Genomic DNA, 25,031 nt, shown 5'->3' with positions numbered 1-25,031 from the left:
CTTTAGTTATCAATACATTTTTAATAAAACTCTCTTACTTTCAATCAAAGAGAATTGTTTTAAGAAAATCTTTTAAATGTTGTTGAATGATTAGGAAGATCAGCCAGCCACTAATACCGAACGTAATAGAAACGTATAGATTTATTGATTGCTTTAAAGACATATAAACGATCAGCAATAAAACTGCAGTTGCAGGGAATCCCGAGAGAACACCTAGAGCAAATTTACTCAAGCTCTCACTTGATTCGCCTTGAACAGATAACCAAATAATACTTAACAAACTTACAAGAGGAAGGGCTGCAATAATTCCTCCATAAGTAGGGAAGTGCCTAGCAATCTCTGTTACAACACCTATGATCAATGCTGATACAAGAATCTTAGCCAAAAGGTACATTCTGCGCACGCTCCCTCAATAATTTAAAGGCAGACTCTACTAACGATTTTTCATCGGGAGACATGCTATCCCATATATCAATTAACTTGCTCTCGTCTAGACTTGTATTTCTTTGTAAAACCTCTCTTCCTAAATCCGTTAATTTTAAAATTACTCTTCTTTCATCTGATGGATATCTATCTTTAACTAAATATTTTTTTTCAATAATGCGTTTAACATTTTCAGAAGCTGTATTGTGAGATACATTTAAGTGTGAAGAAACTTCGTTAATTCCAATGTTCTGTTCTTTCTCTACTATTTGCAGAACCCTAATTACTTGGTGTGTAATCTTTTCCTTATGAGGATAATGCAAATGAAAATAGATATCTGTCCAATAATTATTTAGTGTCTTTACATTAAAATCCATTCTGAAAACACCTCTTTATATCGTATAAATAGATTATATCTTACTATACGATATAAAACAAATATGTATGAGCCTTAAAAAAAGACGCCCTATTCTTAAAACGTTAACTGGTAACCGCAATCTAGTACGCCAACGTTACCACTCCAAGGACTACGTAAAGACGTTTATTGAAGTTACAAAAGCTATTCTTTATTGGATTTCTTGCCTCAAAATAGTGATATCTCGAAAAGAATTAGACTAAGGAAGATGCGTTTAAATAACGGAGAGAGAATGCAGTATTATGAGTAAAGACATTAATGACTATTGATGTCTAAAAAGTAAAGTTTCAAGAGGGAGAAGCGGTGTATGATGGAGATACTACTTGACGCTGGACTTTCAATATAGTAAATCACCTTTCAAATCAGATATATACAGTACGAGGACTCAAGTAACATTTCAGCATATCAAATAACTAACCATCATAATGGAGTGTTGAGGTGGTTTGCGGAAGTTTACCCATCAAATAAAGTATTCTTCAGTAAAGAGACCTTTTATTGAACGAGGGAACTCAAAACATTTATCGAGTCCCCATTCATTATTTAGAAAAACAACATTATCCATTAAAATCCAAAAAAACTAATTTTAGGCCCCTTCTTAATTAAATACTACTTAATATATTTAATTACTGCCATTTCTTTACCAAACCTATCTCCATAATCTATAAACCCTAAGCTGGAATATAGCTGGTGGGCACTTGTATTCATAGGATGATAACCTACTACAATTTTCGTTCCATTCGGTAATTTTTCCATTTCTTGAATCATTAAATTTGTTGCTGCTTTGCCTATACCCTTGCCTTGGAATTCTTTATCAACCATTATTCTATAAATCCAATAACCATCAAGTTCTTCTGGAACCGAATTATACATTAAAAAGCCTACTGCTCTCTCTTTAAAATATATAGCATAAGGTTTTAATGTAGGCTCAAATTTTGATTGAGCTATTGATATTGCATTTGATTCTATGAATTTTGCTTGTTCTAATGATACCTCTAATTTACAGCACTCATACCAGTTCTCTTCATTCAATTCTACAAGCTTCACGTTTTTTGTACTCACAAATGTTTCCCCTTTCAGAATTTGGGAAAACGCTAAACAACTTTGTTAATTCGGCGTAATCCCCATAAATTTATTCACAATTATATCCTTCTTGTTTAACATAATGAACGCCTCCTATAACAGTTATTGTCCCGTAATAATTCAGACTTTTCAATTATAGCATAATTCTGCTTAACCAAAATTATTTAACAAAAGTGTCATATTGCTGGAAATCATTTATTAGAGAAATGGCTGTACAGGTCTCCCAGAAAGAATCCAAAATAGTTGAATAGTGCTCCTATTAATAAAGATAGCCCAATAGATCTAGTTCTCCATTATGCCACTTTACATTTCCTATCTCTTTAATCAAAAGTTCATTAATCTCTTCATTTCCTAAACCTAAAGAACTATGGCTTTCATTATCTATCATAAGCCATTTACATTTGTTCTTTACGGACCTGTATCCATTTTTTAAATACAAATTTTTATTGTCTGCAAATAAAAGTAAGAAATCTATTAACTTGTTTTTACTAAATTTTTCAACTTCTGTAAGTAACGTTGAGCCTAATCCATTTGAACGGTATTCTTTTAAAACACATAAATCAATTACTCCAAGAACGTTTACAGGCTTGCCATTTAGATTCATTACTCGATAATCTAATCCAACTTGAGCAACAAGTATATCTTCATCATTAAAAACTAGGTATCTAAAATGGGGCAATTGCTTATAATAAATTCTTTCTTTTGGATAAACCTCTTCAAAACAGTTTAATAATAACTCTTGGATACTTCTCCTTACACCATCATCAAGTTCATAATCATACACTCTTTTAATCTTCAAATTTTATTCACCTGTCCTACCTATCTTATGATCCCGTATTTTGATGAGAGGAAGATACATATGCTATGAACGCTCCAAGATTGTTTCACAGATTGCTTCTACTCTTCACTCATTTACATCTACTATAAAATCTCCTATATGGTTGCCATCAGTATAAACGGAAACTTCCCAAAAACCTGGTTTCTCGAATCCAACATAGGATGGCATCGTCTTCGTTGCTCCAAGATTAGGTTGAGTAAATCCGTGGTCAAACTCCCAAGTTGCAGCATCAAAACTATGACCGTCTAATAATATTGGAGTTTTTTCTCCTGTTTCTAAATGAGTCCCTTCCACCCGTACAGCACCATTTATTTCATCAGAAGGCCCCCAAAAATGCCATAAAGTCTTTTGAGGTTCATTTGCAGTATAAACACCGTTTAAAAAGCCTGCTTTACCCTCTATTCCAGCAAATTCCTCCGATTCAGAAACAAAAGTTGGAGTGGTTTCGTAAACGATTGTTTCTTTCTCACATCCTAATACAAACAATCCCAACCCTAATCCAATGAAGACTAAACGTAAAGCACCTAGCAAAATTATCACCTCAACTAAAACTTTGTTGTAAATTGTTATTCATTAAAAATGCTCGTTTGCTTAATTCCAATTATTTCATAATCTATAAATTCCTACAATAAATAATTGTTATCCTTTTAAAAGAAAATAAGCGCTAATCCTTATAGGATAGCGCCTTTTCTCGAATGGCTCTTGCCCCCTATAATGGAAGGTCGTCCAGAAACAGCCTTGCTGCAAGGATATTCCAAATACCCTCCTGATAAATTAAGAATAGATAAATTTAAAAAGTTATGCCTCTTTCCTCTATTCCCATCTCTCTCAAACAGTTATGAAGGACCATTCTTTTTATCCCATTTACATGGAAGTACTTCTCTTGATAAAGAGCAACTATTGCTTGCTGTAACCTATCATACGAAATGTCTTCAGCGTTACACTTTTTTACAAATAATTTAAGAGGCACTGATTGCTCTTCCTTGTGTAAAGGTGGTTGTCTATAATCAATTGAACTTAGATGAAAATAACCGTTTCTCTTAAAAAATTTTTCTCGTTTACCACATTCCTCTTTTTCTTTTTCAGTATGAACCATTTCTTTTATCTCAGTTTCAAGCAGTATCTTATCTATATTCTCATATCCTGCATTTATAGCATCTGCATTAAGTAACTCTTCTAGCTTATGGAGAGTTTTAGAACCTAATCCACTACTTCTTATAGAAGGGTTTGTCACGATATAAACAACAAAACCTGCATTAACACTAGCCAAAAAATGGCCTGTTGCAAATGATAATACTTTTTCATCTTCAATCCCTACCAAAAAACGAAAAGTATTTGGAAAACTACTTTCCGAATATCTAATGCTTCGATGAAAAATATCTTGTGATTCCCTGACTTCAAGTGGGAAAGATTGTTCATATAATTTCATTACTTCATCAAAATACTTTGTACTATTTTTCGTTATCTCAATCCACTCTATAGCCAAGCTGCCACCAATCCTTACTTTTATTAACTTTAGAAAAATTATGTAAATTTCTTCTGGTAACTTAAAACCCTTCACAATCTTCACTTATATTAACATAGATATCCAATTTAGCTGCCAAGTGTTGCTCAATTTTTTAGCCTCATAATGAAAAATAAGCGCTAATCCTTCTAGGATAGCGCGCGTTTGTTTGAAGTCTTAACATCAAGATAACCTACGTAGGCTTTCTAATTCCGAAGCTTGGGAACAATTTTAATCTTCTATTGGTAATTTCATAATGGTTTCACAGCATCGACTATGAGTGAAACAAAACCCAAATTGCCGTTTTGATTTCGGTGGTCAAAACGCTTTGAACGATAGATAAATCCCATCTTTTCATCCCAATTATTGAAATGAAATTTACCATCCCCATCACAATATTCTAGTAGAGTAACGTCAAAACCAGCTTGTTCAAACATAGAGCTAAATGTCTTGTAAGTATGTACAATTTTATGACTTGCTGCTGGGTGATCTTTAGGTCCAGGTCCTCCTACTTGAACCTCTTCCTGGTATTCTTTATCTGGAAAAAAACCATCAGGAACGGCACAACGTATATAGCCACCAGGTTTCAAAAAATCAAAACAAATCTTTGCAGCTTCAGCTCCTTCTTCATAAGTTAGGTGTTCCCAAACGTGTTCTGCCAATACAGCTTCAAGTGAGTTAGGTGAAAACTTATTCTTCCAATCAACTCTCCTTAACAAATTTAGTTCATTTTCTTGCGTTTGAAGCCATTCTGGATTGTTATTGTATTCACCTGCACCAATGACTACTTTTAGATTGTTATTTAAATTCATATAACCCCATCCTCTCCTCATAATTGAAGTTAATTTCTTATGTTTTTAATTTTGAATATGTTAAATACTACTCTTTTTAAAATTACGTACTGCTGTCGATTGCTTTATATATTCCTCATAAAGTAAATTCATTGCTTCAATTATTTTGTTGTCTGCCTCCTTCCATCATTTGGTTAATATAGATACTCTCTCCACTCACTCCAAGCTTGAATATAACTACTAAAATCCTGAGGATGAACTTTAATGCATACTCCAATACGGGTATACAGTTGAAAAATCACCTCATCGATAAGACGTTTTTCTGTGAAGGGTAGATTACCTTTCCATAGGTTGAATAATGGCTGCAGCGTTTCAAAATCCAGGCTATCAGGAGAGGAGCAGAATGCATACGTAAAATCATAAATCCTTGGTCCAATTAAAGGTGACGGATCTATAACCCCGACTAGTTTATTTGAATGGTAGACGAAATTATGGATTCCTGTATCTCCGTGAAGATAATATTTATCTTCTTGATTATGATAATCTCTAAGTTTCTCTACTAACTCTTTGACTCTACTATGGTCTTCATAAGGTAGATGGTTTCCTATGCTTTCATGAGCAAGCTGAAAACTAATATTGTTAAAATCTGTCCAAGTGCTTCTATGTATTCCATTAACCCTTCCCCATGATGAATCATTATTTATCTTGTTGTATTTAGTAAATAATTCTTGGATTAAAATGGTCATCCACTCTAATTTAGAACCACGGTTGTGGTGAGTTTCTCCAGGGATATATGTATAAACTATGTAATTATCATTTTCATCCGCATAAATCACATCAGGTATTACACTTATTTCTTTGTATGCCCGCAAGAAATCTTTAGTTGAACTTATGATTTTTGGATCATCCATTTTGATAACATAAACAGGGTTTTTATCTAATATAAGAGTATATAAGATTCCACTAGTAGTCCCACTATTCATGCGCTTTAATTCTATTTCAGCATTCCTTAACAATCCTTTACTTTCTAAAACATCAATGATTTTATCATTACCTTTCATACAGCAGCTCCAATAGATTAATTAGAATTAACTACATTTAATATTAATCATTGCCAATAGGGAGGAGAATAAAGAATATGTTCTACATAATGGTCAAATAGCCACCCTGCTTCTCTTAATTTTCCTTCCTCTACAAAACCTAAAAACCTAAATTTCCTTTTTCAATAATTCTGTTAATCCATTTGGGTAAAGGACTTTTTCCCCAGAAAAAATTTCATCTTTATCAATCCATTTTGCATAAGTAATTTCATTTCCTTCAGATACTGTAAAATATTCTTTATGATATAAATTCCTATCTTTAAATTCCACTAAGTATATCTGTGTTATTTCGTGACCTAAGTTTTCGTCGAACGTAAATATATTCTCTATGCAGGAAATATATCTCTTTATAACAACATCAACGCCTAATTCTTCAGTAAACTCTCTCACCAATGTTTCATTTGACCTTTCGCCGAATTCAATTGTACCGCCAATGGGACGGTAATATGAACCTATCCCTTTTGAATGCTTTCCTTCCTGCTCTTCCAAAAGGATATCGTTGTCCTTCACAATTATTCCTAGTGTATTTGCTCTTGGATACACCAATTAACCTCCCCTAAAGATAACGCGATCTAGAAATTTCTAATGAGAGTATAAAAATTTTTTCTTAATCCTGCCTGTTTGCTTAATTCCAATTATTTCATAATCTAAAAATTCCTTCAATAAGATATTTTATTGACCAATAAAATAAACTAGCGCTAATCCTTGTTAAAGAATTGCGCCAGAATAAGGAATATCTGAACATGCGAAACAGCTGCAAAGGTTAATGATTAGTTATTTTTCTAAAGTATTAATTCACTTAAAACACCCTTTTTAGTTAAATTATCCATATAGTAAAATCAGGATGCCCATTATGATAAAAACAAAACCGAAAAATATCAAAGCTCCTCTCATTAACCAAAATGGAATATATTTAAATAATAAAGTAAGCAAAAATAATACAATAGATTCCACTATTCCTACATTATAGACAGCAGTACCATTAATATATTTTTCTTCCGTATGCTTAGCTTTAGTAAGTTTAAACCCTTGAATAATAAGAATACTACCTATAATGATAATAATCGATACTCCAATATACATCCAAATCTTTTTTCACCCAGCTTCATAAAACCTATCCTTTGGAAATTTTTATGTAAAAAGATCGCTCCTAGAGTATGGAACATAAAAGATTTGTCAATTTTTTTAGCTTAAGAAATCATCAATAATTTCTACTACTTCAATTTTACCGTTAATTAAAAGTTCAGTTAGGTCAGAATTTACATTACTACTCCAATATTCTCTTGCTTGTTTAATTTTGTTTGCAATAGGAGCTCCATCCTCTTTCGGTAATTTGTTTCCATCACCCTCATAAGAATTACCTATAACTTTGAGTTTAACAATTTGCAATACTTTTCTATTGTAAGATTCAAAAATATCTTTCCATTTCAAAGCTTCTTCATAACTTTTTGTTGCGTATAAACAAGATAATCTTGACGGATATTCTGGATATTCTTCTAACCTAACCATTTCCACTACTACTTCTCTAATAGCTCTAATTGTTTGATCTATATACTTAATTGCTACTTCAGCATTTTCACTATTCAAGCATAAGCCCTCACTAGTATAATGACCGTTAATAATTCTTATAAAGTCTTCACCAGTTGAATTCAATTGTTCCTTTTCAAAGAAGAAACTATATAAGGTGTTTTTTTGATTCTTATCGAAGTTAAGTATCTGACCCATACTCATTTTTTTCCTGGTAACAACGTGGTAAACATAAAACTCTTTATCTTTCATTTCTTCTATCCCCTATTTGACCATTCTATTAATGTGGTCCATTTTCAAATGCTGCCCGATCGCTTAATACCAATTATTTCATAATCTTAAAATTCCTACAATAAGTTCTTATTCTTCCGGAAAAGTAAATAAGCGCTAATCCTTGTTACAGGATTGCGCCCAATTAACTTCGAAAATAGATTTTAATATCAAAATACAGGTATTAATATCAATAGTTTTTATGCATGGTGTTCTATCTAAAGACTCCTGTTCTTTTGGATAACCAATCTTCCAAGGCATCTTCATGCGACTTGGTGAATAATGGTGGTATTTGATCCAGAGGGAAGAACTTTAAATCTAAAGTTTCAATACCATCTGATGTGAGTTTCCCGCTAATTGGTTTGCACTGAAAACTATAAACAATAGATTGGGCTTTATCCCCGTTTGGATATTCTTCTATGTATTTTGAATAGACACCAATAAGATGTTCGACCTCAACCGTTAATCCTGTTTCCTCAAAAATTTCTCTTTTCGCTGTTTCTTCTATAGATTCTCCAAGTTCCATCGCACCACCAGGGAAACCCCACTCATTTCTATCTCCTCGTTTTTGTAAAAGAATTTCATTTCTTTCGTTGTAAACAATGCCTCCAGCAAAATTAAGAAATATTAAATCGTGCCCAACTTTTTCACGAATAAAGCTAATGTAGTCTTTTTTTATACCCATTTCATTTCTCCTTATTATAGTTAGAAGTTTATTTACGAATATTAACTTGATTTAAGCTATCGACTTGTCTGCTAATCGCTTAATAGCAATTATTTCATAATCTAAAAATTCCTACAATATGTTTTCACCCTAGTTAAAGTAAAACGAGCGCTAATCCTTGTTACAGGATTGCGCCCGATTGTTGATGTACTCTAAATTCCATAACACCTTATAAGATTGCTGTTTCAATCATGTCGTGTTAGATCATTTAAGTGTTTTTCCATCTCACTTTTTTTAATTATTACTAATATTTTGTTACTATGTATACCAACCTTTTTATAGAAGTTATGAATTATGCTTGGATTATTCATTTTCAAATTTGTGGTCACTTCTTTTATATAAAAAGCTAAATTTTAATACTTCTATGCAGATTGAATAAGAATTTCACAAACAAGAGCTTAAGTAAATTGTATTAATCTCATCTTCAATTATTTTCTTATCTACAACTTTAACGGAATATGACTTTGCTTTTGGTCTAGAACTCACAGATTTAAGTAGTTTTTCATTAACAAAGTGAAGAGCTACACCGTCATCTACAGCATATCCTTCTTTCATATTCCCTTCTAAGATTAATTGGTGATAAGAAGGCTTTCTTTTATTCTCTCCATCATAATGAGGGCAATAACTTCCCTTCAAATAACCTAAACAATCTAATTTATACAACGATGCATTCAACGGGTCAGTTAGTCCTTCTTCAAACCAACATATGGCACCAGCACTTAGTCCTGCAAGGATAATCCCATTGGAATAAGCCTTTTTAAGAACTTGATCCAATCCCCATTCCTTCCACAAGATAAGCAAATTTCTGGTATTTCCACCTCCAACATATATCACATCTTGATGAAGTACAAAGTCTTCTAAGTCTTTAAATTCCGGTTCTAATAGAGAGAGATGAGAAGGTTGGCAAGGAAGAAGCTTAAATGCCTTATAAAATCTTTCTATGTAATTTGATTGGTCTCCGCTAGCGGTTGGAACAAAACACACTTTGGGTAAGTCTCTTTTTGTTTGTGCTAAAATGTAGTTATCAAGTAGTAGGTTTTCTGGCTCCATTGAGAAACCTCCTCCACCCATAGCTATTATTTGCCTCATCCATTCACCTCTTCAATATGTATTTCATCCTTCTTTCAACCTAGCAGCTTACTTCATAACAATAATGTTACCCTATTGTTTTATACCCATTATTTCATATTCCGTTTTAAGTAGTATACTTTGTAATTTTTTTAGCGCTGTCTCAAAACGAGCATTTATAGAGGCTGTTTTATCTCGTATCAATGGTACATTTTGATCCTTTGTATTTTGAGCAAGAAGACAGGTTACATAGGAGTTCGATTGTGATAGATTCATTCTTATGTGTCCAATGGAATCAATTAGTTCCGCAACTGTCAATGATTCATTAATTCCTTTTGGGGTATTAAAATGACTCAATTCTTTTTCTAAATCACAAACCTTGGATTCTAGGAATTTTATATGTTCCCTAAACTGAATTGAAGTGCTTCCATCTGGAAAAAGATTATCTAAATTCCATACTTGGCTATACTCAATTACTTTCACTTTGGCCCCCCCTAAAATTTATGTGATTTAACTCGATTAGAATGTATATTCCTATTTTATTATGTAGTGGAAATTTATAGGGATTATATGCTACTACTTGAATCTATATTTAAATGTGAAGCTAGAAATGTAAATAAGCGCTAATCCTTTGTTCTAGGATCGCGCTGGATCTATTCCAGCCTAGCTCCTAGTCTATGTTATATGAGTTTTCTGCAACTATTCATTTTAATGTGTACTTAAACAAGAGTTCACCATTATTCGGGTCAACTTCATTCATAAATTCAAACCCTAGACTTTTATATAAGCTATAAGCTGTACTATTTTCTTTTGTAATACTTAAATATATAACATTTACATCGTATTCCTTTGAAACGATATCCATGAGTTTTATCATTGCAATTTTACCATAGCCTTTGCCTTGATATTTTTCATCTATCATTATTCTATCTATCCAAGTATCTTTATTTATACCAAAAGAACCATACATAGCAAAGCCAATAACTCCTTCACCAAAATATATAGCTACTGGATGCCATTCCTGATAGATGGTAGCTTCTTTCAAACATTCATCTACAGTTTCAATATATTTTTCCTGTCCAGATTTTAATTTTATATTTCTAACTTGGTATTCATTAGTAACATCAATGTCTTTAAAGTACACATTACTCATGTTTTAAATTATACCTCCACCTATTTTAGAACGTTATGGAAGATTACTACTCTATTATTAAGTAAATGGCGCATCCTGATTCTTATATAAAAAAAACTAAGCTGTACCTTCAGGTTTGATTTATTTTGCTTTATAGAAAAACCAAACGGCAAAAAATAGAAAGAAAAAAACATATGCATTTTCAAAAAGAAATGGCGGACTGGGGCTGCTTATATATGAGTTCTGACTAACATTTACGCCTACATAAACGATCGCACTCCTTAGTCGCTCTAATGTGTAAACAAATCCACTTGCCAAAACAAACACCCAACCTAATAACCTATATGTATGTTGCTCAAGGTAATCCCCCTTCGTCCAAAATCTGCGCCTTACATAATACCAATTATTTCATATTTTAAAAATACCTACAACAAGTCATTTCCACCCTGGATAAATTAAAATAAGCGCTAATCCCTGTTATAGAAAAGCGCGCTTTTGTAAATGTACATTTTCTTCCCAAACTATTTAATAATCTATTTTTCCTGACACTAACAAATAAAAACGATTTCTACGGAAGTCGTTTTTATTCAATTTATACTCACATCTATGTCCTCTTATTATATGATCCTCGAATCAAAAAAAACGCTAATCCTTGGTATAGGATTGCGCAAGATATACCCGAACAAGTCTATTGTCCTTTAATATTGAACTAACTATTTGAATAGACTCCATTTCAAACCACCACCTTCTCATCATAGGTTTCAATCCCTAAAATTATTAAACAATAGGACCATCTATTAATATAAGTTCAATAACCCAAAAATGCTTTTCTCTTAATAGACTGGCAAGCTACAATTAATAATTAATTTTATTTTTTAGCTAAAATTGTAAAGAGTCCAGGAATATTTTCTTTAATGTCATCAGGAGAATTTTCCGGGAAAGCCCATCTAATTCCTGCTTCTTCTTCTAAACTTTCCATTGTTAAACCAGCAGTAATAATGGACGTAACGATTTCACCTAAGCCCCATCTTCTTATACTATTTTTTACTAATTTTTTTCGTTCAGCTTCTGTTAATAGCAAACTATATGCTACCTCGACTTGTTTTACTTCTTGATCGAAATAATTACCATTAGCAACCACTATATTATCAACAATATTGATTAGCTTTGAGACAAAAGGATGATAATCTCTTAATACAAATTTTCCACCAGGTCTTAACAGCTTAAACACTATTTCAAAAAGAGGATTTAAATCTACGAAATAATGCAATACCCCCAGCTCTAACAGTACAAAATCAAAATCCCCTAGTTTTACTTGATCTTGAGATAGTAAATTCAATACATCTGATACTACATAATTAAGGTTGACACCTGCTGCGTGAGCTAATTCAGATGCATATTGTCTATTTCCTTCAGAAATATCTACCACGGTTACACTAGCACCTAATAATGCTAACGAAACTGCTTTATTCCCTTTTGATCCTAAAAGGTTGATTATCTTCTTACCTTTAACATCACCCATGTACCCTAGATAATGGTTCACAGTCTTAGTAGGGTTTTCTGTTAATAATTGAGAATAACTACTTGGTGACCCATGGCAATTTACCCAGGCTTGATAAGCTGCTTGATTCCAACCTACCTCATTTATTTTACTAAGCTCCTCTTGTTTCATTTGCTCTCCACCTTTGAACAAAATCGATAGTAATTCATTAATCAAGCCACCACTATTTAATACCAATTATTTCATAATTTATAAATTCCAGCAATTTGAAATTCTTCATCTTATCAAAAATTAAAATGAGCGCAGATTCTTTACAGAACCACGCCCATTTGTCGTTATCGTTATAAAGCAGTAGATTATTCTAAACAGTTAATACACGCCATTCACAAACCTCAGTCATGCCTATATTTTTGTAGACACTTCGAGCAACTGGATTGTTATAAAATAAATATGGATATTTTCCTTCGGTCAATAACTTATCAAACAAGCCAGTCAATACTTCTGTTCCATATCCTTTACCACGATATTTTGGATTTGTATAAACACCTATTATTATGGCACTTTTATCACCTTCTCTAATAGTAGCGACAGATGAAACCATGACATTATCAATACTTAAATATGCAGTTCGGTCAGTAGTGTTTTTTAATCTCTCACTTTCCATTTTAATATAATCGTCTCTATCCTCTGGAAGACTACCGTGGAACTCATCAGTTGTTAATAATAAATCATATTGTTTTCCTATCTCTTCTTCAGATTGAACAATTCTCACCTCTAAATCTGGGTACATTTTTTTTACCTCTACGGTCTTCACTACACCCATATGAGATATAGCCTCATTTTTCAAATTAATATAAGGTTTAAACTTTATCATTAACTCACTGGGGCCAGATAGTTTATTGAAAGATAAATTACTTAAAATTTCTTTATAAATCTCTACCTCTCGATCTGACTGAGAATAATAAGTAACATTGTTAAAATTATTTAATAAAATAGATACTAATTCTCCGTTTTCATATTCTCCATATACTTTGAAATGATCGCCTTGATAATTATTGACAATTAAATCATTGATAAGAAAGTAATAGTTTTCAATATCATTACTAAATAATCTGATAACTTCTGCATGATTCGAACGTGTTAATTTCATAATACTCATAGATTTACCTCCAAATGAACATAGTAGAAAGTTTAGAAAATATTTCATTCAAAGAACGCCTATGAATAATAGGAGAAGGTATGGTAAAAAAATAAAGCTCCCCAAAGGCAGCTCTGCAGTATAAAGAAACATTATACTTAGCGTCAGCGTTCCTTGCAATGCAAAAAAGACATACTACTCCCTTGGTAAAAAAGGGTATTTATATGCTTTTGAATAAGACCATTACAAGTATGTTGGCATAAAGTATAAGACTCCTTCCAAATATCTCCTATTAATTATATAATATTCCAAATATCAAATGAAATCAATGTTTTTCCCCAGAAAATAATCCTAAAATAAAGAAATAGCGCTGCCGTTCCATCGTCCTGGATCGCTCGCTATTCTTGAATATCAAAAGGCTAATATTAGCTTTTATCAGCGACCAAAAAGGAAGATTTTTTTATAACAATTTTCCTTTTTTTATATTCTCAATCCATTCATTTATTTCATCAACTTCGTGAAAATATACACCCTTTTCTATTTCTAAATCAATTGCTAATAGGTCTATGAGATATTTATGCATCTTATCTTCATCTATAGATAAATGAGTTCTACTATCAAAATTCTCTACCCATATAAATGACCAGATGTTAAAGTCTTCTCTGGTCATTTGACCATTTACCACGCTTTTCAGACGATTTATTATATCTTCTTTTGTAGGTTGTTTTTCATAGTGTAAATTTACACTTCGCTTGAGATAATCATATTGTTTCTGATTCGTATCCAAGAATGCCTCTTCTCTATTTGACAAAATATCCATATACTTGATTTGTTCATTAAACTGTGAAAACGTAAAATCATAACGAACACCATGAATTTCGTTATAAAAATGCCAGCCTTCAGGTAACTGGGTCTTTCTTATAATTCCACCAAGTACGTCATTTACTACTAATGCTGTTACACCGCATTGGCCCCTACCTGGATTGTTTTCCGTCCATTTGGAACTTGAATTAATTGACCAAGATTTTAGTAATGCTTCCTGCATTTTTTTATTTGTTTGTGCATTCATCCAAAAAAACCTCTTTAGTGAATTTATACTGCTATCTTACTTTACTAACCCTTATACTCTTTTCCCTAACATAAGAAATGATTGTGATCACAAAGCTAAAAATTTTTCAAATCAATTTATTAAAAAAATCATTTTTTATTTACTTTGGTAGTAATACACGGTTGATGGATCTCCTTTTCTTGTTATTACATAATCGCGCCCCATTGCTTAACAAAGCAGTTTGTAAAAGGAGTAAGTACAAACTGCAACAATGCTGTTAAACCATGTACAAATTTAGTTAGTTCCATTATAAATAAGGTGGGCTTTTTGGCTGGGTTTATGTTCCTTAACATAAATATCTTCTGAAATCATCCAGTTATTCTTCCACATCTCCAGTGCTTCTTTCCCGTCTCTTTTAAGACCTCGTGAAAGCCTCGTTTCCCGTGGACATTCAACCCATATTGTAAAATCATATTTATTAGCTAATTCTTCTCTAATAGAATAAACACCCTCTACTAGTACAACCCCTCCAATAGGAACTGTGTGCCATTCTGCTAATTTATCCGTTTCCCAATCATAACGTTGATACTGTCCTTCTATGTTTTGACTAATAGGTTCAAGAACTTGTTTTAATACACGTTTCCAATCAAAATCTGCTCCAATTGGCTTTTTTTCTGAGTTTAATTTAATAATTTGAGATGATGGCAAATAAAAGTCATCCATATGTACAATAGTTACATTAGGAAATTTACTCTTTATTTTATTTGCTAAAGTACTCTTTCCTGAACCTCCACAACCATCTACTCCAACTATTAAGGTTGATTGTTTTTTGAGATTTAAATGAATCAGATTAACAACTTGTTCAATATTATTAGTCTTGAAAGCCACTATATCACCACTTTTTAAATTGTCACCTTTATTTAATTCAACTGCCAGATACATGAAGGATATAATCGTCCTTCACATTTATTCCTAGTGTATTTGCTCTTGGATACATCAATCAACCTCCCTGAAAATAACGCTATCTAGTAATTTCTAATGAGAGAATATTGTTCTAACTGTTTTTGCTAGTATTATTTAAAGGACCAAAAGCTATAACATCCAGTAAATCTTTTCGACTCTGGCTCAAATACCAATTAGAGTTTTCACTTAGATCTATTTGTATTCTTTCTAATGTCTCACAATCCACTTCTAGCGTTTTAATTACTTTACCCTTGGGTGAGATTACCATTGATGAACAGCCTTGTTCTACATGTGCTATATTTGATGAAATAACATAGCGTTGATTTTCTGCTGCACGACTAATTAAGTGAGCGTTCCAAATATCCAGTTCTTCAGTATCTATAATGTTAGTGAGATAAAAAATTATATTTGCACCATTTAAAGAAAGGAACTTCCATTGTTCAGGGAAACGTATCTCTCGACATAATTGAATAGCAATTTTTATATTTGCTTCTCCATTATGAAAGTCAAAACAAGAAAGATTGCTTCCTTCTTTGAGAATTCCTCTTTCATGAATGGCCAAATTCACCTTTTTATAGATATGTTTAATTCCATTGGGAGATATGTAGATTCCTGCATTATACCAACTACCCTCTTCCCTTATACAAGAACCAAATATTAAATGAACATTGTGTTGTTTCGTATAGAATAGAAGTTTTAATAGTGCTTGCTCTATTTCAAGAGCCATATCTTCATTTAAAAATTCAAGGTTATGTGAATACCCTGATAAACAGCCTTCAGGCATAACCACAATATCATTCTCTTTAGTTTGGCTTATCAGCTTAACCATCTTATTGAGATTCTCTGAGACTTCAAGAGTTGGTTTAAACTGGGCTAGAGCAATAATTAATTTCATTAGTTTCTCCTTTATAATGATTACATCAGATTCATTCGGTAAAACATCTGGTCTCAATTCCTAGATACTTCCTTAGCTATTACGCCTTTTAATAGAATAATTAACTTATTTTCTTGAAAAATCTACTCTGTTTCAATTATCGCCAACGATAGCTGAATAGAGGCCTATATTTTGACAAATAGCACCTTTAAATAAATCTTTACCGTATTTCTCCAAAAAATCACCTCTTCATGACTTATTCAAATCAAAGTTATTTCTTTATAGCGCCCCATAATGGAATATTAAACTTTATATTACTTGAACTTTCATTAGGGGTAATTTTCTATCTGGAAATACTGTGGATGGAGAATAACCTGTTTTTATTGCTCCCATTTTTAAATAAAAACCCTCTGCTTTTGGCTCACTATTGAGTGTAAACTCATTCATTCCTAATTCTTTAGCTTTGTTCTTTAAATGAGTCCACATTATTTTCCCTACCCCTTTTCCGATATAATCTGGATCAATAAACAATGCCTCGAGTTTATAGTTGGTTATGGAGAAGCTATAGAATGCTATGATCTTATTATTGTACTCCAATAAAAAGACAGGTTGTTCCTCTATATATTCCTCTGTTACAGTTAGGTCCTTTTTACATTGCTTCATAAATGATTCTGAATATCCCCAATATGCCTTTGACATATAAGCTAATTTACTGAGTGATTCACTATCTTCTTTTAATGCTTTTCTAAATTTCATAAGCAATCACCTCTACTATTTATAACGAAAATATTGAAATCAAGTATTTTTGTCCTGTCCTATTGCTAAATACCAATTATTCCATAGGATGAAAATTCCAACAATATATCATAATCGCGCTGGTCAAGTAAAATAGGCGCTGATCCTTAAAACAGGAAAGCGCCCTATTCTGGAATAACCACTACTTTGATTTAAAGTATATGATTTCCGGATCTCCTGCATCTAAATTTTCAACTATCCCACTCTCTGTAAATCCTTTTGCATGAAATACTTTCTGCATACTAATGTTAGAACGATTAGTAGAAGAAAACACCTTCGTAGTGGGAGATATATTCATCAAATAATCCAGCAGTAAGCTTGCATTTCCTTTTCGTCTCTTGGACGGTGAAACAATAATTAGTGATATAAAAGAGCATTCAAAAAAGTTAGTATCGTAAATTAAGAATCCCTCAATGTCACCACCATTTTTCGCAATTATGCAGTGTCCTAACTCAATGGCATTCTCAATATAATCTCGTCTGTTCGTGTGGCCAATAACCTCATAGTCTATATTTACCATTTTGTCCAAATCTTCGAGAGTAGCCTTAACAATAGTCTTCATCTTACTCCCCCTTTTTAAGCTTTCTATCAATCTAAATTATCCTACAATCGCTCCCAGATTGTTGAATAAGAAAATAAGGAGCAGCAATCAAAATGCCACTCCTTGTATATTTGCATTATTTTCTTGATAGGATAAAGATTCCGCCGCAATGAGATATTGGGTGAAATTCACATCGGCAATCATTATTCAACGATGAATTGAATTCATCATAAACAAAATAATATTCAACTTCATCCCAATGATTAATATTTTCTTCCCGGCAAATCACCATATCTTCTCGGGTATTAAACGCAATATCACCAATAAAAATCTTCCCTTTTTCTTTAAGTAGAGGAATTAATCCTTTAATAAACGAAACTTTCTCTTCGTCTGTTAAATGGTGTAGAGTATACGTACTTATAATCGAATCGTATTTTTTTCTTCTTATTTGGAATGGTAAACCATTTAAGATGTCCCACTCAATCAAACTTGCATTAGGCATCTTAGTTTTGGCAATTGAAATCATCCCGGTTGAAAAGTCCAGCCCGTCAATTCGATGTCCATTTTCATATAATTTGCTTGTTAACACACCTGTTCCAAAACCAATATCTAAGACATCCGAATTGTTTTTTTGCATTGCTTCACTAAAAATGCTGTTTAGTATTTTTTTATATCCTGCAAAAGGATATAGGTTATTATCCTCACTAACTTGAACTGTTTTATCATAGTTATCCGCCCAAAGATTAAAGCCTCGATTATTTAACATGAATGCTCCTCCTAAAATTCACAAATGTACGAGCATTCATACGTAAATGAATTACCCGTATTGAATCTCACAAATGTTATGCAATGGATTGTAAATTTTCAATTTTTTCATTATTAATCCCACCTTTCAAGTGATAAGCATATTTTACCACTAAAATCTTAATTTTCCAATAAAAGTACGGTGAGTCGTCTATTTAAAATCCAAAGAGCGATTACCTAGTTTCGCAATCGCTCGCAGTTTGTTGAATAAGTCCTCTAGGAAACTAAATTAGACGCTTGGGGATTTGGCCGCTGGTTTCCCAGTCCTTATAAGGAAGGATTGTAAAATAAAAACTGCACAGGTCTTCCAGAAAAGCTCCCAATTATTAAAAAGAGATGAATAGTCTAAATAAATAGTTGGCTTACATAATCGAGTATGTGAAACGAAAATAATATTTGTTAATTTTCATCTGAATTGTTAAGGATAGCGTCAACTTCCCTTGTAGCTTCAATATAGGAATCTAAAAATTGTTCAGGGTCCTCATTAATTGTAAAAATACTTTCTTGAAAATTAAGGACAATGCCTAACCAAGCGGATGCATTAGATCTATCTAATGGATCTTCAAAGTTTAGTTTCAGTAATTTTTTATTTGCAAGTCCATTTTTTTTAATATCCTTTAATTTATACTTCTCTTCTAGAATACTCTCGTCAACTGTTAAAAGTATGTGAGTTTGTATAATGGTATCTACGTATTCTGTTGTATTTAACAATAATTCTTTATTTTCTTTGGATGGTTTGCTTAATACAAGATTATAGGAAGTGTTTATTGGTCTGAAAAGAGGTTGATGATCTTGGAGTCTTTCTCGTGAAACTTCTATTTTACTTTTTAGATCTGAAGAAGATCGATAGTTCCCATCTAATAGACTCACAATAAAAAAAATTGCAAGAAAGCCAATAATAATAGCTATACTTGTTTTTACTTTTTTCATTATGTAACTCACCTCCAATATAACGTACCTTAATACTTCAAGTTACAGTTCGATCCTATCTCTTTCTTAGCCGAAAATCGAAGTTACATCTTTTTTATAATATCATCCACAAACTGTTTCTTTTCATCTGTATAAGAACGTTCATCGTTAGGAAATTTTGCTTCTAATTACGTCTTGAGCGACTCGTATTCTTTAGCAACTGACGGGTTTATGTTCAAATAATCTCTGAATAAAATATGTTTGTTCCACCAATTCCCATCATACTCAACCACATGAAGAATATGTGTCTTGGTTAGGTTTTCTAAGTCAGAAAACTTAGCAAAAACCTCTTTCCCCTCAATATGAACTCTTGATAAATGATGGTACCCAGCTTCTTTTAATTTTTCTTTATTAAACATTTCGACATCCATTAATGAATCTACACCAATTAATATATCTATAATAGGTTTGGCTTTAACCCCCTTGATTGCTGTACTGCCAAAATGTTGAATATCCTTTGTCTTGTCCCTAATAATTGACTCCAATAAAATTTTTTCTTTATCAAACAGCCTCTTCCAATTGTCCATATGGTTAACTAAAAACACTTCACCTTTCTTAACGCCTAACATAAAATACCCCCTAAAATGCAAGTTCCTTACAGGAATGCTACCCTTTTGTTTTACTAATGGTCGAAACATTTTTCCTTCTTTTATTTAACTCATTGTTATCTGCTTCTCTTTTTCTCAGCATGATTAACTCCAGCTCCCTTTTAGAGTCAGGATGCAAAACGAGCTTTTCAGTAAGATCCAATTCTGATTGTTTCATCTTTCTCCCCCACTTCCTAGAAAATGATCGCCAATCACATACCATTTCTATCAGGTATTTTCTTGGCATTGGCAAAGCGGTTTTATTTTGAGGATCAACAACCCAGTATTCTGCATGATGTTTATTTTTATTTTGGTGGTGCAGCCAAGCATATTTCCATTTCATTTCATCTTCAGCACTTAGTTCTCTATCTGAAAAAAATTTTTTCGCATATGGGACAAATTCTTTAGAGGAAAATTTCGATAAATCATGAGTTATCCCTTGGATAAATAATCCTTCTTTCCAACATTCAACTAAAACATTTAATTTGTGATTAAGAATATAAAGGAAATTTCTCCAACAGGCTTTCCACATAAAACATTCTCCCCCTTCCATTTTAATCCTGCATTGATTTTCTGTACTCATATAAAAAAATCCCACCCCCAAGACAATAAATGTCTTGGGGACGAGATTATATTTCGTGGTACCACCCCAGTTTGTTAATATGTCACCATATTAACCTCTTCAGGTACAGTTTACTTATACCCTAGCTCTAAAACAGGAGCACCTGTCACAATATCCCTCCAATTAAGTTCCTTTGTGCTGCTTAGAGGCTTGGTTCAATAAAACATCCTTACTCCTTTTCAGCACCCGGAGCTCTCTGTAAAGAATAAAATTTATCTACTCTTCTCGTCATCGCAATTATAATTTTTTAGTTTTTTATATAGTATCAATGGAAACGTGTATTGTAAAGACATAATTTTCTGTATTTTTAGCTATTCATTATTGGCCTAAAAAAAAGCGCTGAACCTTATTACAGGATTGCCCCCATTCATGGATAAGGAATAATTTCTTCCTCTCCATTATCCTTTAAGAGGTTTACAGTTTGAAGTATTTACTTACCAGTTTTTTCAGAAATATAAAAAAATATCAACCATCATTTTTAAGCTAATGATACTATATGTTTACAGGAATAATGATAGAAATGTGGTGTGCTTATGCCGGTCGTTTTCAATATTAGTGACTATACCGTTATGTTTGACGGAGAAGAGTTAAAGCTTTTACGAAAAGAATTTTTACTCCTTGAGTACCTTTATCAAAATGGAAACAAGGCTTTATCTCGACATCAGCTCTTGGATGCAGTTTGGCCTTTACAGGAACCATCCGACCGGACCGTCGACGATCATGTTTATCGCCTTCGTAAAAAGCTAAAGAAGTGGGAGCATGCTATAAAACTGGAAACGGTTAAAGGCTTTGGGTATAAATTAACAGTGTTTCAACAAAAAGAGTTCAAGTCGTTTCCGTTTGTACAGGACCAGGAATTTCAACAACTTACCATAAATCTTATAAGTAAATATCATCTTTTTGGGCATGGAGAAGCCATTGAGGAGTTACTAAGTAAGCATACCTTTGGAATAGAAATAGATGAAAAGTTGCTACTAGTTATGAAGTTATTACGTGGTGATTTTAAAGCCTTTTTACATTCTCCATTACCTTTTAAGGATAAAGCATTGCCGTTGCTATTCCTATACTCGACAATGGAAGAAGACATCCACGTAATAAATTACTATTATCGTATATTTGAAGACAAACAGCTTTTTGAAAATGAGGGCAAGGAAGAGATTGATTTATTCAAAATTTTTCTTTGTTTAAGAGAAAAAGATTTGCGTCATGCTTTTGAAATTTTGGAAGCAACTGAAAAGACTATTTCTCTTGAGGTACCTGGCTTCTATGGTTTTTTCCAAATTAATTGGCTAGCCTATGCTATTGGTCGGAAAGATTGGAAATTAGCAGAAGCTAAAATAAAGTGCCTACATTTGTTCTTTAAAGATAAACCATATCAAAGAGAATACGGCGTGTTTTTAATGTTAAAGGGTATATACTTTCTCCATCAGAAAAAAAAATCGCTCGGTGTGGATTTGATTTCTCAATCGTTTCATGTTCTTGAAAAAACAAAATTTGTCATGCACATTTTAATTTCTATTTTGGTAGCTGAACTATTGCAGGCTGATCTTCACTGTAAAGAAGCCGAAGAAATAATTCTCCTTAAAAAAGACGAGGTTTTTGATAAATATCAATTAATTCCGCTTAAAAAACAAATTAAAACGTTATTTGATTCCGTACTCTGATATTGCTCTGACATACACTCGATATCCTTAAAACAAATAACAATTTGTTTTGAAAGGATGTTTATTAATGACAAGTGTAAATATAAGGAAAGAGACGATTTGGCAAAACTCCATTTTTATGAAGCTATTTGCCTCGTACTCCGTATCGATGCTTGGGCATTGGTTTGATATGGTGGCAATTATTATTTTATTTGGATACGTTTGGAAAGCAAATCCTATAATGATTGCTCTTATCCCTGTTGCATATGCACTGCCTCACGTCTTGCTTGGACAATTTGCAGGAGTATTAAGCGATAAATTTCATAAAGTGAAAATTATGATGTACGCGGACTTCATTACCGCTGTCTTAACTGTATGTCTTCTGTTTACTAATACACCATGGATGGCACTAGTCATCATTTCATTAAGAGCAACAGTAAATGTCGTACACACCCCTGCTCAGCAAGGACTTATTAAACTAGTCGTAAAAGAAAACCTGATTATGAAAGCAATCACTCTTAACGGTACAGTGAATCAATTAGCCAAAATTATCGGCCCTTTTATTGGGGCTACGATTATTGGCCTCGTGTCCCCAAAGATTTGCATTCTAATTAATGCCATCGCGTTTACTATTTCTGCTTTTATCCTATTATTCGTGTATTTAGATAAAGAGATGAAAAGGAAGACTACCGTACCAAAGAATGAAACAGCATTGATGGAAGAAAGCTTTTGGGGTGCTTGGAGACAGGGCTGGCTCATTATTTTTAAAAGTAGAGTAATAGTTGTTAGTTTCATCGCAACCTTCTTAGGTTTGACTGTCATTCAAATGGTGGACATTCAATTTCCTGTTCTTTTCCGTGAACTTGCTCCACATTTTCCTGAGCTCACTGGTTGGTTAATGGGCGGATCAGGACTTGGGGCGGTGGTCATGATTATCTTTTTAAATCGCTTTGAAACATTAAAGCATTATGGACGGCTTATTGGGGCTAGCATGCTGTTAGTAGGCGTAGGCTTTGGAGGAGTGGGCTTCCTAAACGAAGGTTTTAATATTCTCTATCCCATCTTCCTTTGCTTTATTGGTGGATTAGGGGTGGGGTTATTAACTATCACGACTCAATACATTATACAAATAGAAACGACAGAACACGAAATCGGGCGTGTCTCCGGGATTTTTAGTACGATTATTAGCTTTACCGTATTAGCCTCTCCGCTAATGGGTGGTTTTCTCGTTCATCTCTTCGGCGTCATCCCCCTATATCTATCCTCTGGCGCGGTTTTACTTGTTATTGGTACTGTGTTAGTTACCTTTAACACGTTCCTCTTTCCAGAACAGAAGGCAGAGAAAGATATCCTTGCAGTAGATGCCAAATAGGAATAACTGGAGTCGTGGATTAGGGAGTTTAGGGGAAACTGTGGTGAATAAATAATAATTGAGTTGGAGGGAGTAAAATACTCCCGTCCTCTCACACTACCGCAACACGGGACTTGTATATGTCGGTTCAGTCTATTATGTATCTACGCTCTTAGATTTGGAAGGTTTTCTAATGTCTTTTTCAATTATATGGGCCATTAAATGAAAAGTAGGCACGGATCCTTGTTCCAGGATTGATCACGCCCGATTGCGGAGTATGTGGCGCCCTTTTGCGGAATAACCATCAATCTTTATTTGTCATTCGTATGATATATTGAGCTCGTTCTTCGTTAGCTTAACGAAGAGGCCTTAGTTTTTTCCTTGTTTGATAGTATTATTCGTTTTTCATTTTTAGACAAAATTCAGTATGCAACCAATTGCTTCTGCTTTTTTAAACTCGTCTTGTTCTCTCTTCATATCAATCTATGAACGGGGCGGGAAGACTGCGATAGTAAAAGAACGGAAGCCGCGTTTTAAGTGCAGCATCCGTTGCAATTTAAGGGACAACTAACTCAAATACCTATTTCGGATGACCCCCATATGATGAATCTCGTGTCCTGCGATGCCGTACGCTAGGGCACGCGCAGTAATGGTTGCGTTATTGGCAGTGCCTTTGCGGGACCACGCCTCCGCCGGTAACCCACGCAGCAGTGTAATCGTCGATTGCCGTACGGCCCGGTAGTCTTCAGCCAATTGAGCGGTTGTCCAGCTTCTGAAAGGAGGCATGAACAATTCCTGGTCGAAACTGGACAGAGGCGTCTTGTCCCCTCTTGCGAACCGGAGCAGGCGGTAGGTCATGACGCGTTCTCCGTCTGCGATGTGGCCCACGACTTCTTTCAGTGTCCACTTTCCTTCCGCATACCGATACGCACCATGGCTTTCGGTCAACGATGCCAGCAACTCCGTCATTTGCTTTTCCTGGACGAGTAGAATGTCGATGATGTTACCATCCGGCACCAACCGGATATACTTTCCGAAGTCGCCGGCATATTCTTCTTCTGTCGGTCTTTGATTCATGCGTAATCACCTCTCTATGGATTTATAGAAAATTAAAATGTTCTTTCCAATGCTCTACCGCGATTTTTTGCGAATTTAATTTCGGCATGTATAATAAATTCCCAAAAGGATAAAACTTTCCTTCCAATAATTGAGTCTAAGCATCCATTTAGTTGGTCGGTGGCCACGCTAAACTACCCCTTTAAATGCATAATATGCTATTTCTAAATAATCCAGATAGCTTCCTTTTTGAAACAAAAAATGGCA

27 protein-coding genes, 1 pseudogene and 1 other annotated feature are annotated in these 25,031 nt (G+C 33.5%); of the genes and pseudogenes, 2 read left to right on the top strand and 26 right to left on the bottom strand.

Annotated elements, in window-relative coordinates; all coding sequences use genetic code 11:
- Positions 1-40: 40 nt before the first annotated feature.
- The 25 genes and pseudogenes from AAV98_RS00280 to AAV98_RS00155 form a co-directional block, all read right to left on the bottom strand.
- Positions 41-394 carry a DUF3147 family protein gene (locus AAV98_RS00280; RefSeq protein WP_060663560.1) on the bottom strand — a complete coding sequence of 118 codons (354 nt, stop codon included), beginning with the start codon at positions 392-394 and terminating at the stop codon, positions 41-43.
- Positions 378-800, bottom strand: a complete 423-nt coding sequence (locus AAV98_RS00275) for a MarR family winged helix-turn-helix transcriptional regulator (protein WP_060663559.1) — start codon at positions 798-800, stop codon at positions 378-380. The genes AAV98_RS00280 and AAV98_RS00275 overlap by 17 nt, the downstream gene beginning before the upstream one ends.
- A gap of 644 nt (positions 801-1,444) precedes the next feature.
- Complete coding sequence (locus tag AAV98_RS00270; RefSeq protein WP_060663558.1) at positions 1,445-1,897, bottom strand: GNAT family N-acetyltransferase; 453 nt, start codon at positions 1,895-1,897, stop codon at positions 1,445-1,447.
- A gap of 280 nt (positions 1,898-2,177) precedes the next feature.
- Entirely contained in the window at positions 2,178-2,717 is a 540-nt protein-coding gene (locus AAV98_RS00265; protein WP_060663557.1) for a GNAT family N-acetyltransferase, read from the bottom strand.
- 105 nt (positions 2,718-2,822) lie between these two features.
- A complete protein-coding gene (locus tag AAV98_RS00260; protein WP_060663556.1) occupies positions 2,823-3,287 on the bottom strand; it encodes a DUF4871 domain-containing protein in 465 nt (154 codons plus the stop codon).
- A 259-nt stretch (positions 3,288-3,546) separates the two neighbouring features.
- On the bottom strand, positions 3,547-4,317 hold the full coding sequence (locus AAV98_RS00255; RefSeq protein WP_231687659.1) for a GNAT family N-acetyltransferase: 771 nt from the start codon (positions 4,315-4,317) through the stop codon (positions 3,547-3,549).
- Positions 4,318-4,511: 194 nt separating this feature from the next.
- The gene (locus AAV98_RS00250) at positions 4,512-5,072 is read right to left on the bottom strand and encodes a class I SAM-dependent methyltransferase (protein ID WP_060663555.1); all 561 of its coding nucleotides are present in this window, start codon (positions 5,070-5,072) and stop codon (positions 4,512-4,514) included.
- Positions 5,073-5,245: 173 nt separating this feature from the next.
- Positions 5,246-6,112, bottom strand: coding sequence for a hypothetical protein (locus AAV98_RS00245; protein WP_060663554.1), 867 nt, complete (start codon positions 6,110-6,112; stop codon positions 5,246-5,248).
- A 147-nt stretch (positions 6,113-6,259) separates the two neighbouring features.
- Positions 6,260-6,694, bottom strand: a complete 435-nt coding sequence (locus AAV98_RS00240; protein WP_060663553.1) for an NUDIX hydrolase — start codon at positions 6,692-6,694, stop codon at positions 6,260-6,262.
- A 642-nt stretch (positions 6,695-7,336) separates the two neighbouring features.
- On the bottom strand, positions 7,337-7,930 hold the full coding sequence (locus tag AAV98_RS00230) for a DUF2441 domain-containing protein (RefSeq protein ID WP_060663551.1): 594 nt from the start codon (positions 7,928-7,930) through the stop codon (positions 7,337-7,339).
- Positions 7,931-8,162: 232 nt separating this feature from the next.
- Positions 8,163-8,633, bottom strand: coding sequence for an NUDIX hydrolase (locus AAV98_RS00225; RefSeq protein WP_060663550.1), 471 nt, complete (start codon positions 8,631-8,633; stop codon positions 8,163-8,165).
- Between the two features lie 423 nt (positions 8,634-9,056).
- The gene (locus AAV98_RS00220; protein ID WP_060663549.1) at positions 9,057-9,761 is read right to left on the bottom strand and encodes a Type 1 glutamine amidotransferase-like domain-containing protein; all 705 of its coding nucleotides are present in this window, start codon (positions 9,759-9,761) and stop codon (positions 9,057-9,059) included.
- A 72-nt stretch (positions 9,762-9,833) separates the two neighbouring features.
- A complete protein-coding gene (locus tag AAV98_RS00215; RefSeq protein ID WP_060663548.1) occupies positions 9,834-10,223 on the bottom strand; it encodes a hypothetical protein in 390 nt (129 codons plus the stop codon).
- 220 nt (positions 10,224-10,443) lie between these two features.
- Positions 10,444-10,893, bottom strand: a complete 450-nt coding sequence (locus tag AAV98_RS00210) for a GNAT family N-acetyltransferase (RefSeq protein ID WP_060663547.1) — start codon at positions 10,891-10,893, stop codon at positions 10,444-10,446.
- Positions 10,894-11,740: 847 nt separating this feature from the next.
- On the bottom strand, positions 11,741-12,544 hold the full coding sequence (locus AAV98_RS00205; protein ID WP_060663546.1) for a class I SAM-dependent methyltransferase: 804 nt from the start codon (positions 12,542-12,544) through the stop codon (positions 11,741-11,743).
- Between the two features lie 190 nt (positions 12,545-12,734).
- Positions 12,735-13,532 carry a GNAT family N-acetyltransferase gene (locus AAV98_RS00200; RefSeq protein ID WP_060663545.1) on the bottom strand — a complete coding sequence of 266 codons (798 nt, stop codon included), beginning with the start codon at positions 13,530-13,532 and terminating at the stop codon, positions 12,735-12,737.
- Positions 13,533-14,244: 712 nt separating this feature from the next.
- Positions 14,245-14,580 (bottom strand): annotated as a pseudogene (locus AAV98_RS00195) (YunG family protein); the annotation flags it as partial.
- Positions 14,581-14,853: 273 nt separating this feature from the next.
- Positions 14,854-15,501 carry a uridine kinase family protein gene (locus AAV98_RS00190; protein WP_082380702.1) on the bottom strand — a complete coding sequence of 216 codons (648 nt, stop codon included), beginning with the start codon at positions 15,499-15,501 and terminating at the stop codon, positions 14,854-14,856.
- Between the two features lie 112 nt (positions 15,502-15,613).
- Complete coding sequence (locus AAV98_RS00185; RefSeq protein WP_156317538.1) at positions 15,614-16,417, bottom strand: carbon-nitrogen hydrolase family protein; 804 nt, start codon at positions 16,415-16,417, stop codon at positions 15,614-15,616.
- 288 nt (positions 16,418-16,705) lie between these two features.
- Positions 16,706-17,152 carry a GNAT family N-acetyltransferase gene (locus AAV98_RS00180; RefSeq protein WP_060663543.1) on the bottom strand — a complete coding sequence of 149 codons (447 nt, stop codon included), beginning with the start codon at positions 17,150-17,152 and terminating at the stop codon, positions 16,706-16,708.
- Positions 17,153-17,333: 181 nt separating this feature from the next.
- On the bottom strand, positions 17,334-17,753 hold the full coding sequence (locus AAV98_RS00175; RefSeq protein WP_060663542.1) for a GNAT family N-acetyltransferase: 420 nt from the start codon (positions 17,751-17,753) through the stop codon (positions 17,334-17,336).
- Positions 17,754-17,868: 115 nt separating this feature from the next.
- Positions 17,869-18,498, bottom strand: coding sequence for a class I SAM-dependent methyltransferase (locus tag AAV98_RS00170; RefSeq protein WP_060663541.1), 630 nt, complete (start codon positions 18,496-18,498; stop codon positions 17,869-17,871).
- A gap of 437 nt (positions 18,499-18,935) precedes the next feature.
- Positions 18,936-19,466, bottom strand: a complete 531-nt coding sequence (locus AAV98_RS00165) for a hypothetical protein (RefSeq protein WP_060663540.1) — start codon at positions 19,464-19,466, stop codon at positions 18,936-18,938.
- A gap of 167 nt (positions 19,467-19,633) precedes the next feature.
- Positions 19,634-20,074: a GrpB family protein gene (locus AAV98_RS00160; protein ID WP_231687658.1), complete on the bottom strand. Its 441-nt coding sequence runs from the start codon at positions 20,072-20,074 to the stop codon at positions 19,634-19,636.
- A gap of 37 nt (positions 20,075-20,111) precedes the next feature.
- Positions 20,112-20,624: a DUF5662 family protein gene (locus AAV98_RS00155; RefSeq protein WP_231687657.1), complete on the bottom strand. Its 513-nt coding sequence runs from the start codon at positions 20,622-20,624 to the stop codon at positions 20,112-20,114.
- Positions 20,625-20,708: 84 nt separating this feature from the next.
- Positions 20,709-20,955: a binding site (T-box leader), on the bottom strand.
- A gap of 292 nt (positions 20,956-21,247) precedes the next feature.
- On the opposite strand from AAV98_RS00155, the gene AAV98_RS00150 reads away from it, so the two are divergent.
- Both AAV98_RS00150 and AAV98_RS00145 read left to right on the top strand, forming a co-directional pair.
- Entirely contained in the window at positions 21,248-22,378 is a 1,131-nt protein-coding gene (locus AAV98_RS00150; protein WP_060663539.1) for a winged helix-turn-helix domain-containing protein, read from the top strand.
- Positions 22,379-22,445: 67 nt separating this feature from the next.
- Positions 22,446-23,729 carry an MFS transporter gene (locus tag AAV98_RS00145; RefSeq protein WP_060663538.1) on the top strand — a complete coding sequence of 428 codons (1,284 nt, stop codon included), beginning with the start codon at positions 22,446-22,448 and terminating at the stop codon, positions 23,727-23,729.
- A gap of 546 nt (positions 23,730-24,275) precedes the next feature.
- On the opposite strand, the gene AAV98_RS00140 is transcribed toward AAV98_RS00145, so the two are convergent.
- The gene (locus AAV98_RS00140) at positions 24,276-24,785 is read right to left on the bottom strand and encodes a DinB family protein (RefSeq protein ID WP_060663537.1); all 510 of its coding nucleotides are present in this window, start codon (positions 24,783-24,785) and stop codon (positions 24,276-24,278) included.
- Between the last annotated feature and the right edge of the window lie 246 nt (positions 24,786-25,031).

The organism is Bacillus sp. CHD6a, from assembly GCF_001293645.1.
Taxonomy (GTDB): Bacteria; Bacillota; Bacilli; order Bacillales; family Bacillaceae_I; genus Sutcliffiella_A.
The sequence above is the reverse complement of the archived record's forward strand: the minus strand, read 5'-3'. Positions and strand labels throughout refer to the sequence as shown.

Bases quoted from the DNA above. Each gene is read 5' to 3' on its own strand.
- AAV98_RS00280 (WP_060663560.1), bottom strand. From the start codon at position 394: ATGTACCTTTTGGCTAAGATTCTTGTATCAGCATTGATCATAGGTGTT.
- AAV98_RS00275 (WP_060663559.1), bottom strand. From the start codon at position 800: ATGGATTTTAATGTAAAGACACTAAATAATTATTGGACAGATATCTAT.
- AAV98_RS00250 (WP_060663555.1), bottom strand. From the start codon at position 5,072: ATGAATTTAAATAACAATCTAAAAGTAGTCATTGGTGCAGGTGAATAC.
- AAV98_RS00245 (WP_060663554.1), bottom strand. From the start codon at position 6,112: ATGAAAGGTAATGATAAAATCATTGATGTTTTAGAAAGTAAAGGATTG.
- AAV98_RS00230 (WP_060663551.1), bottom strand. From the start codon at position 7,930: ATGAAAGATAAAGAGTTTTATGTTTACCACGTTGTTACCAGGAAAAAA.
- AAV98_RS00225 (WP_060663550.1), bottom strand. From the start codon at position 8,633: ATGGGTATAAAAAAAGACTACATTAGCTTTATTCGTGAAAAAGTTGGG.
- AAV98_RS00220 (WP_060663549.1), bottom strand. From the start codon at position 9,761: ATGAGGCAAATAATAGCTATGGGTGGAGGAGGTTTCTCAATGGAGCCA.
- AAV98_RS00210 (WP_060663547.1), bottom strand. From the start codon at position 10,893: ATGAGTAATGTGTACTTTAAAGACATTGATGTTACTAATGAATACCAA.
- AAV98_RS00205 (WP_060663546.1), bottom strand. From the start codon at position 12,544: ATGAAACAAGAGGAGCTTAGTAAAATAAATGAGGTAGGTTGGAATCAA.
- AAV98_RS00200 (WP_060663545.1), bottom strand. From the start codon at position 13,532: ATGAGTATTATGAAATTAACACGTTCGAATCATGCAGAAGTTATCAGA.
- AAV98_RS00190 (WP_082380702.1), bottom strand. From the start codon at position 15,501: ATGTATCTGGCAGTTGAATTAAATAAAGGTGACAATTTAAAAAGTGGT.
- AAV98_RS00185 (WP_156317538.1), bottom strand. From the start codon at position 16,417: ATGAAATTAATTATTGCTCTAGCCCAGTTTAAACCAACTCTTGAAGTC.
- AAV98_RS00180 (WP_060663543.1), bottom strand. From the start codon at position 17,152: ATGAAATTTAGAAAAGCATTAAAAGAAGATAGTGAATCACTCAGTAAA.
- AAV98_RS00175 (WP_060663542.1), bottom strand. From the start codon at position 17,753: ATGAAGACTATTGTTAAGGCTACTCTCGAAGATTTGGACAAAATGGTA.
- AAV98_RS00170 (WP_060663541.1), bottom strand. From the start codon at position 18,498: ATGTTAAATAATCGAGGCTTTAATCTTTGGGCGGATAACTATGATAAA.
- AAV98_RS00165 (WP_060663540.1), bottom strand. From the start codon at position 19,466: ATGAAAAAAGTAAAAACAAGTATAGCTATTATTATTGGCTTTCTTGCA.
- AAV98_RS00160 (WP_231687658.1), bottom strand. From the start codon at position 20,074: ATGTTAGGCGTTAAGAAAGGTGAAGTGTTTTTAGTTAACCATATGGAC.
- AAV98_RS00155 (WP_231687657.1), bottom strand. From the start codon at position 20,624: ATGTGGAAAGCCTGTTGGAGAAATTTCCTTTATATTCTTAATCACAAA.
- AAV98_RS00150 (WP_060663539.1), top strand. From the start codon at position 21,248: ATGCCGGTCGTTTTCAATATTAGTGACTATACCGTTATGTTTGACGGA.
- AAV98_RS00145 (WP_060663538.1), top strand. From the start codon at position 22,446: ATGACAAGTGTAAATATAAGGAAAGAGACGATTTGGCAAAACTCCATT.
- AAV98_RS00140 (WP_060663537.1), bottom strand. From the start codon at position 24,785: ATGAATCAAAGACCGACAGAAGAAGAATATGCCGGCGACTTCGGAAAG.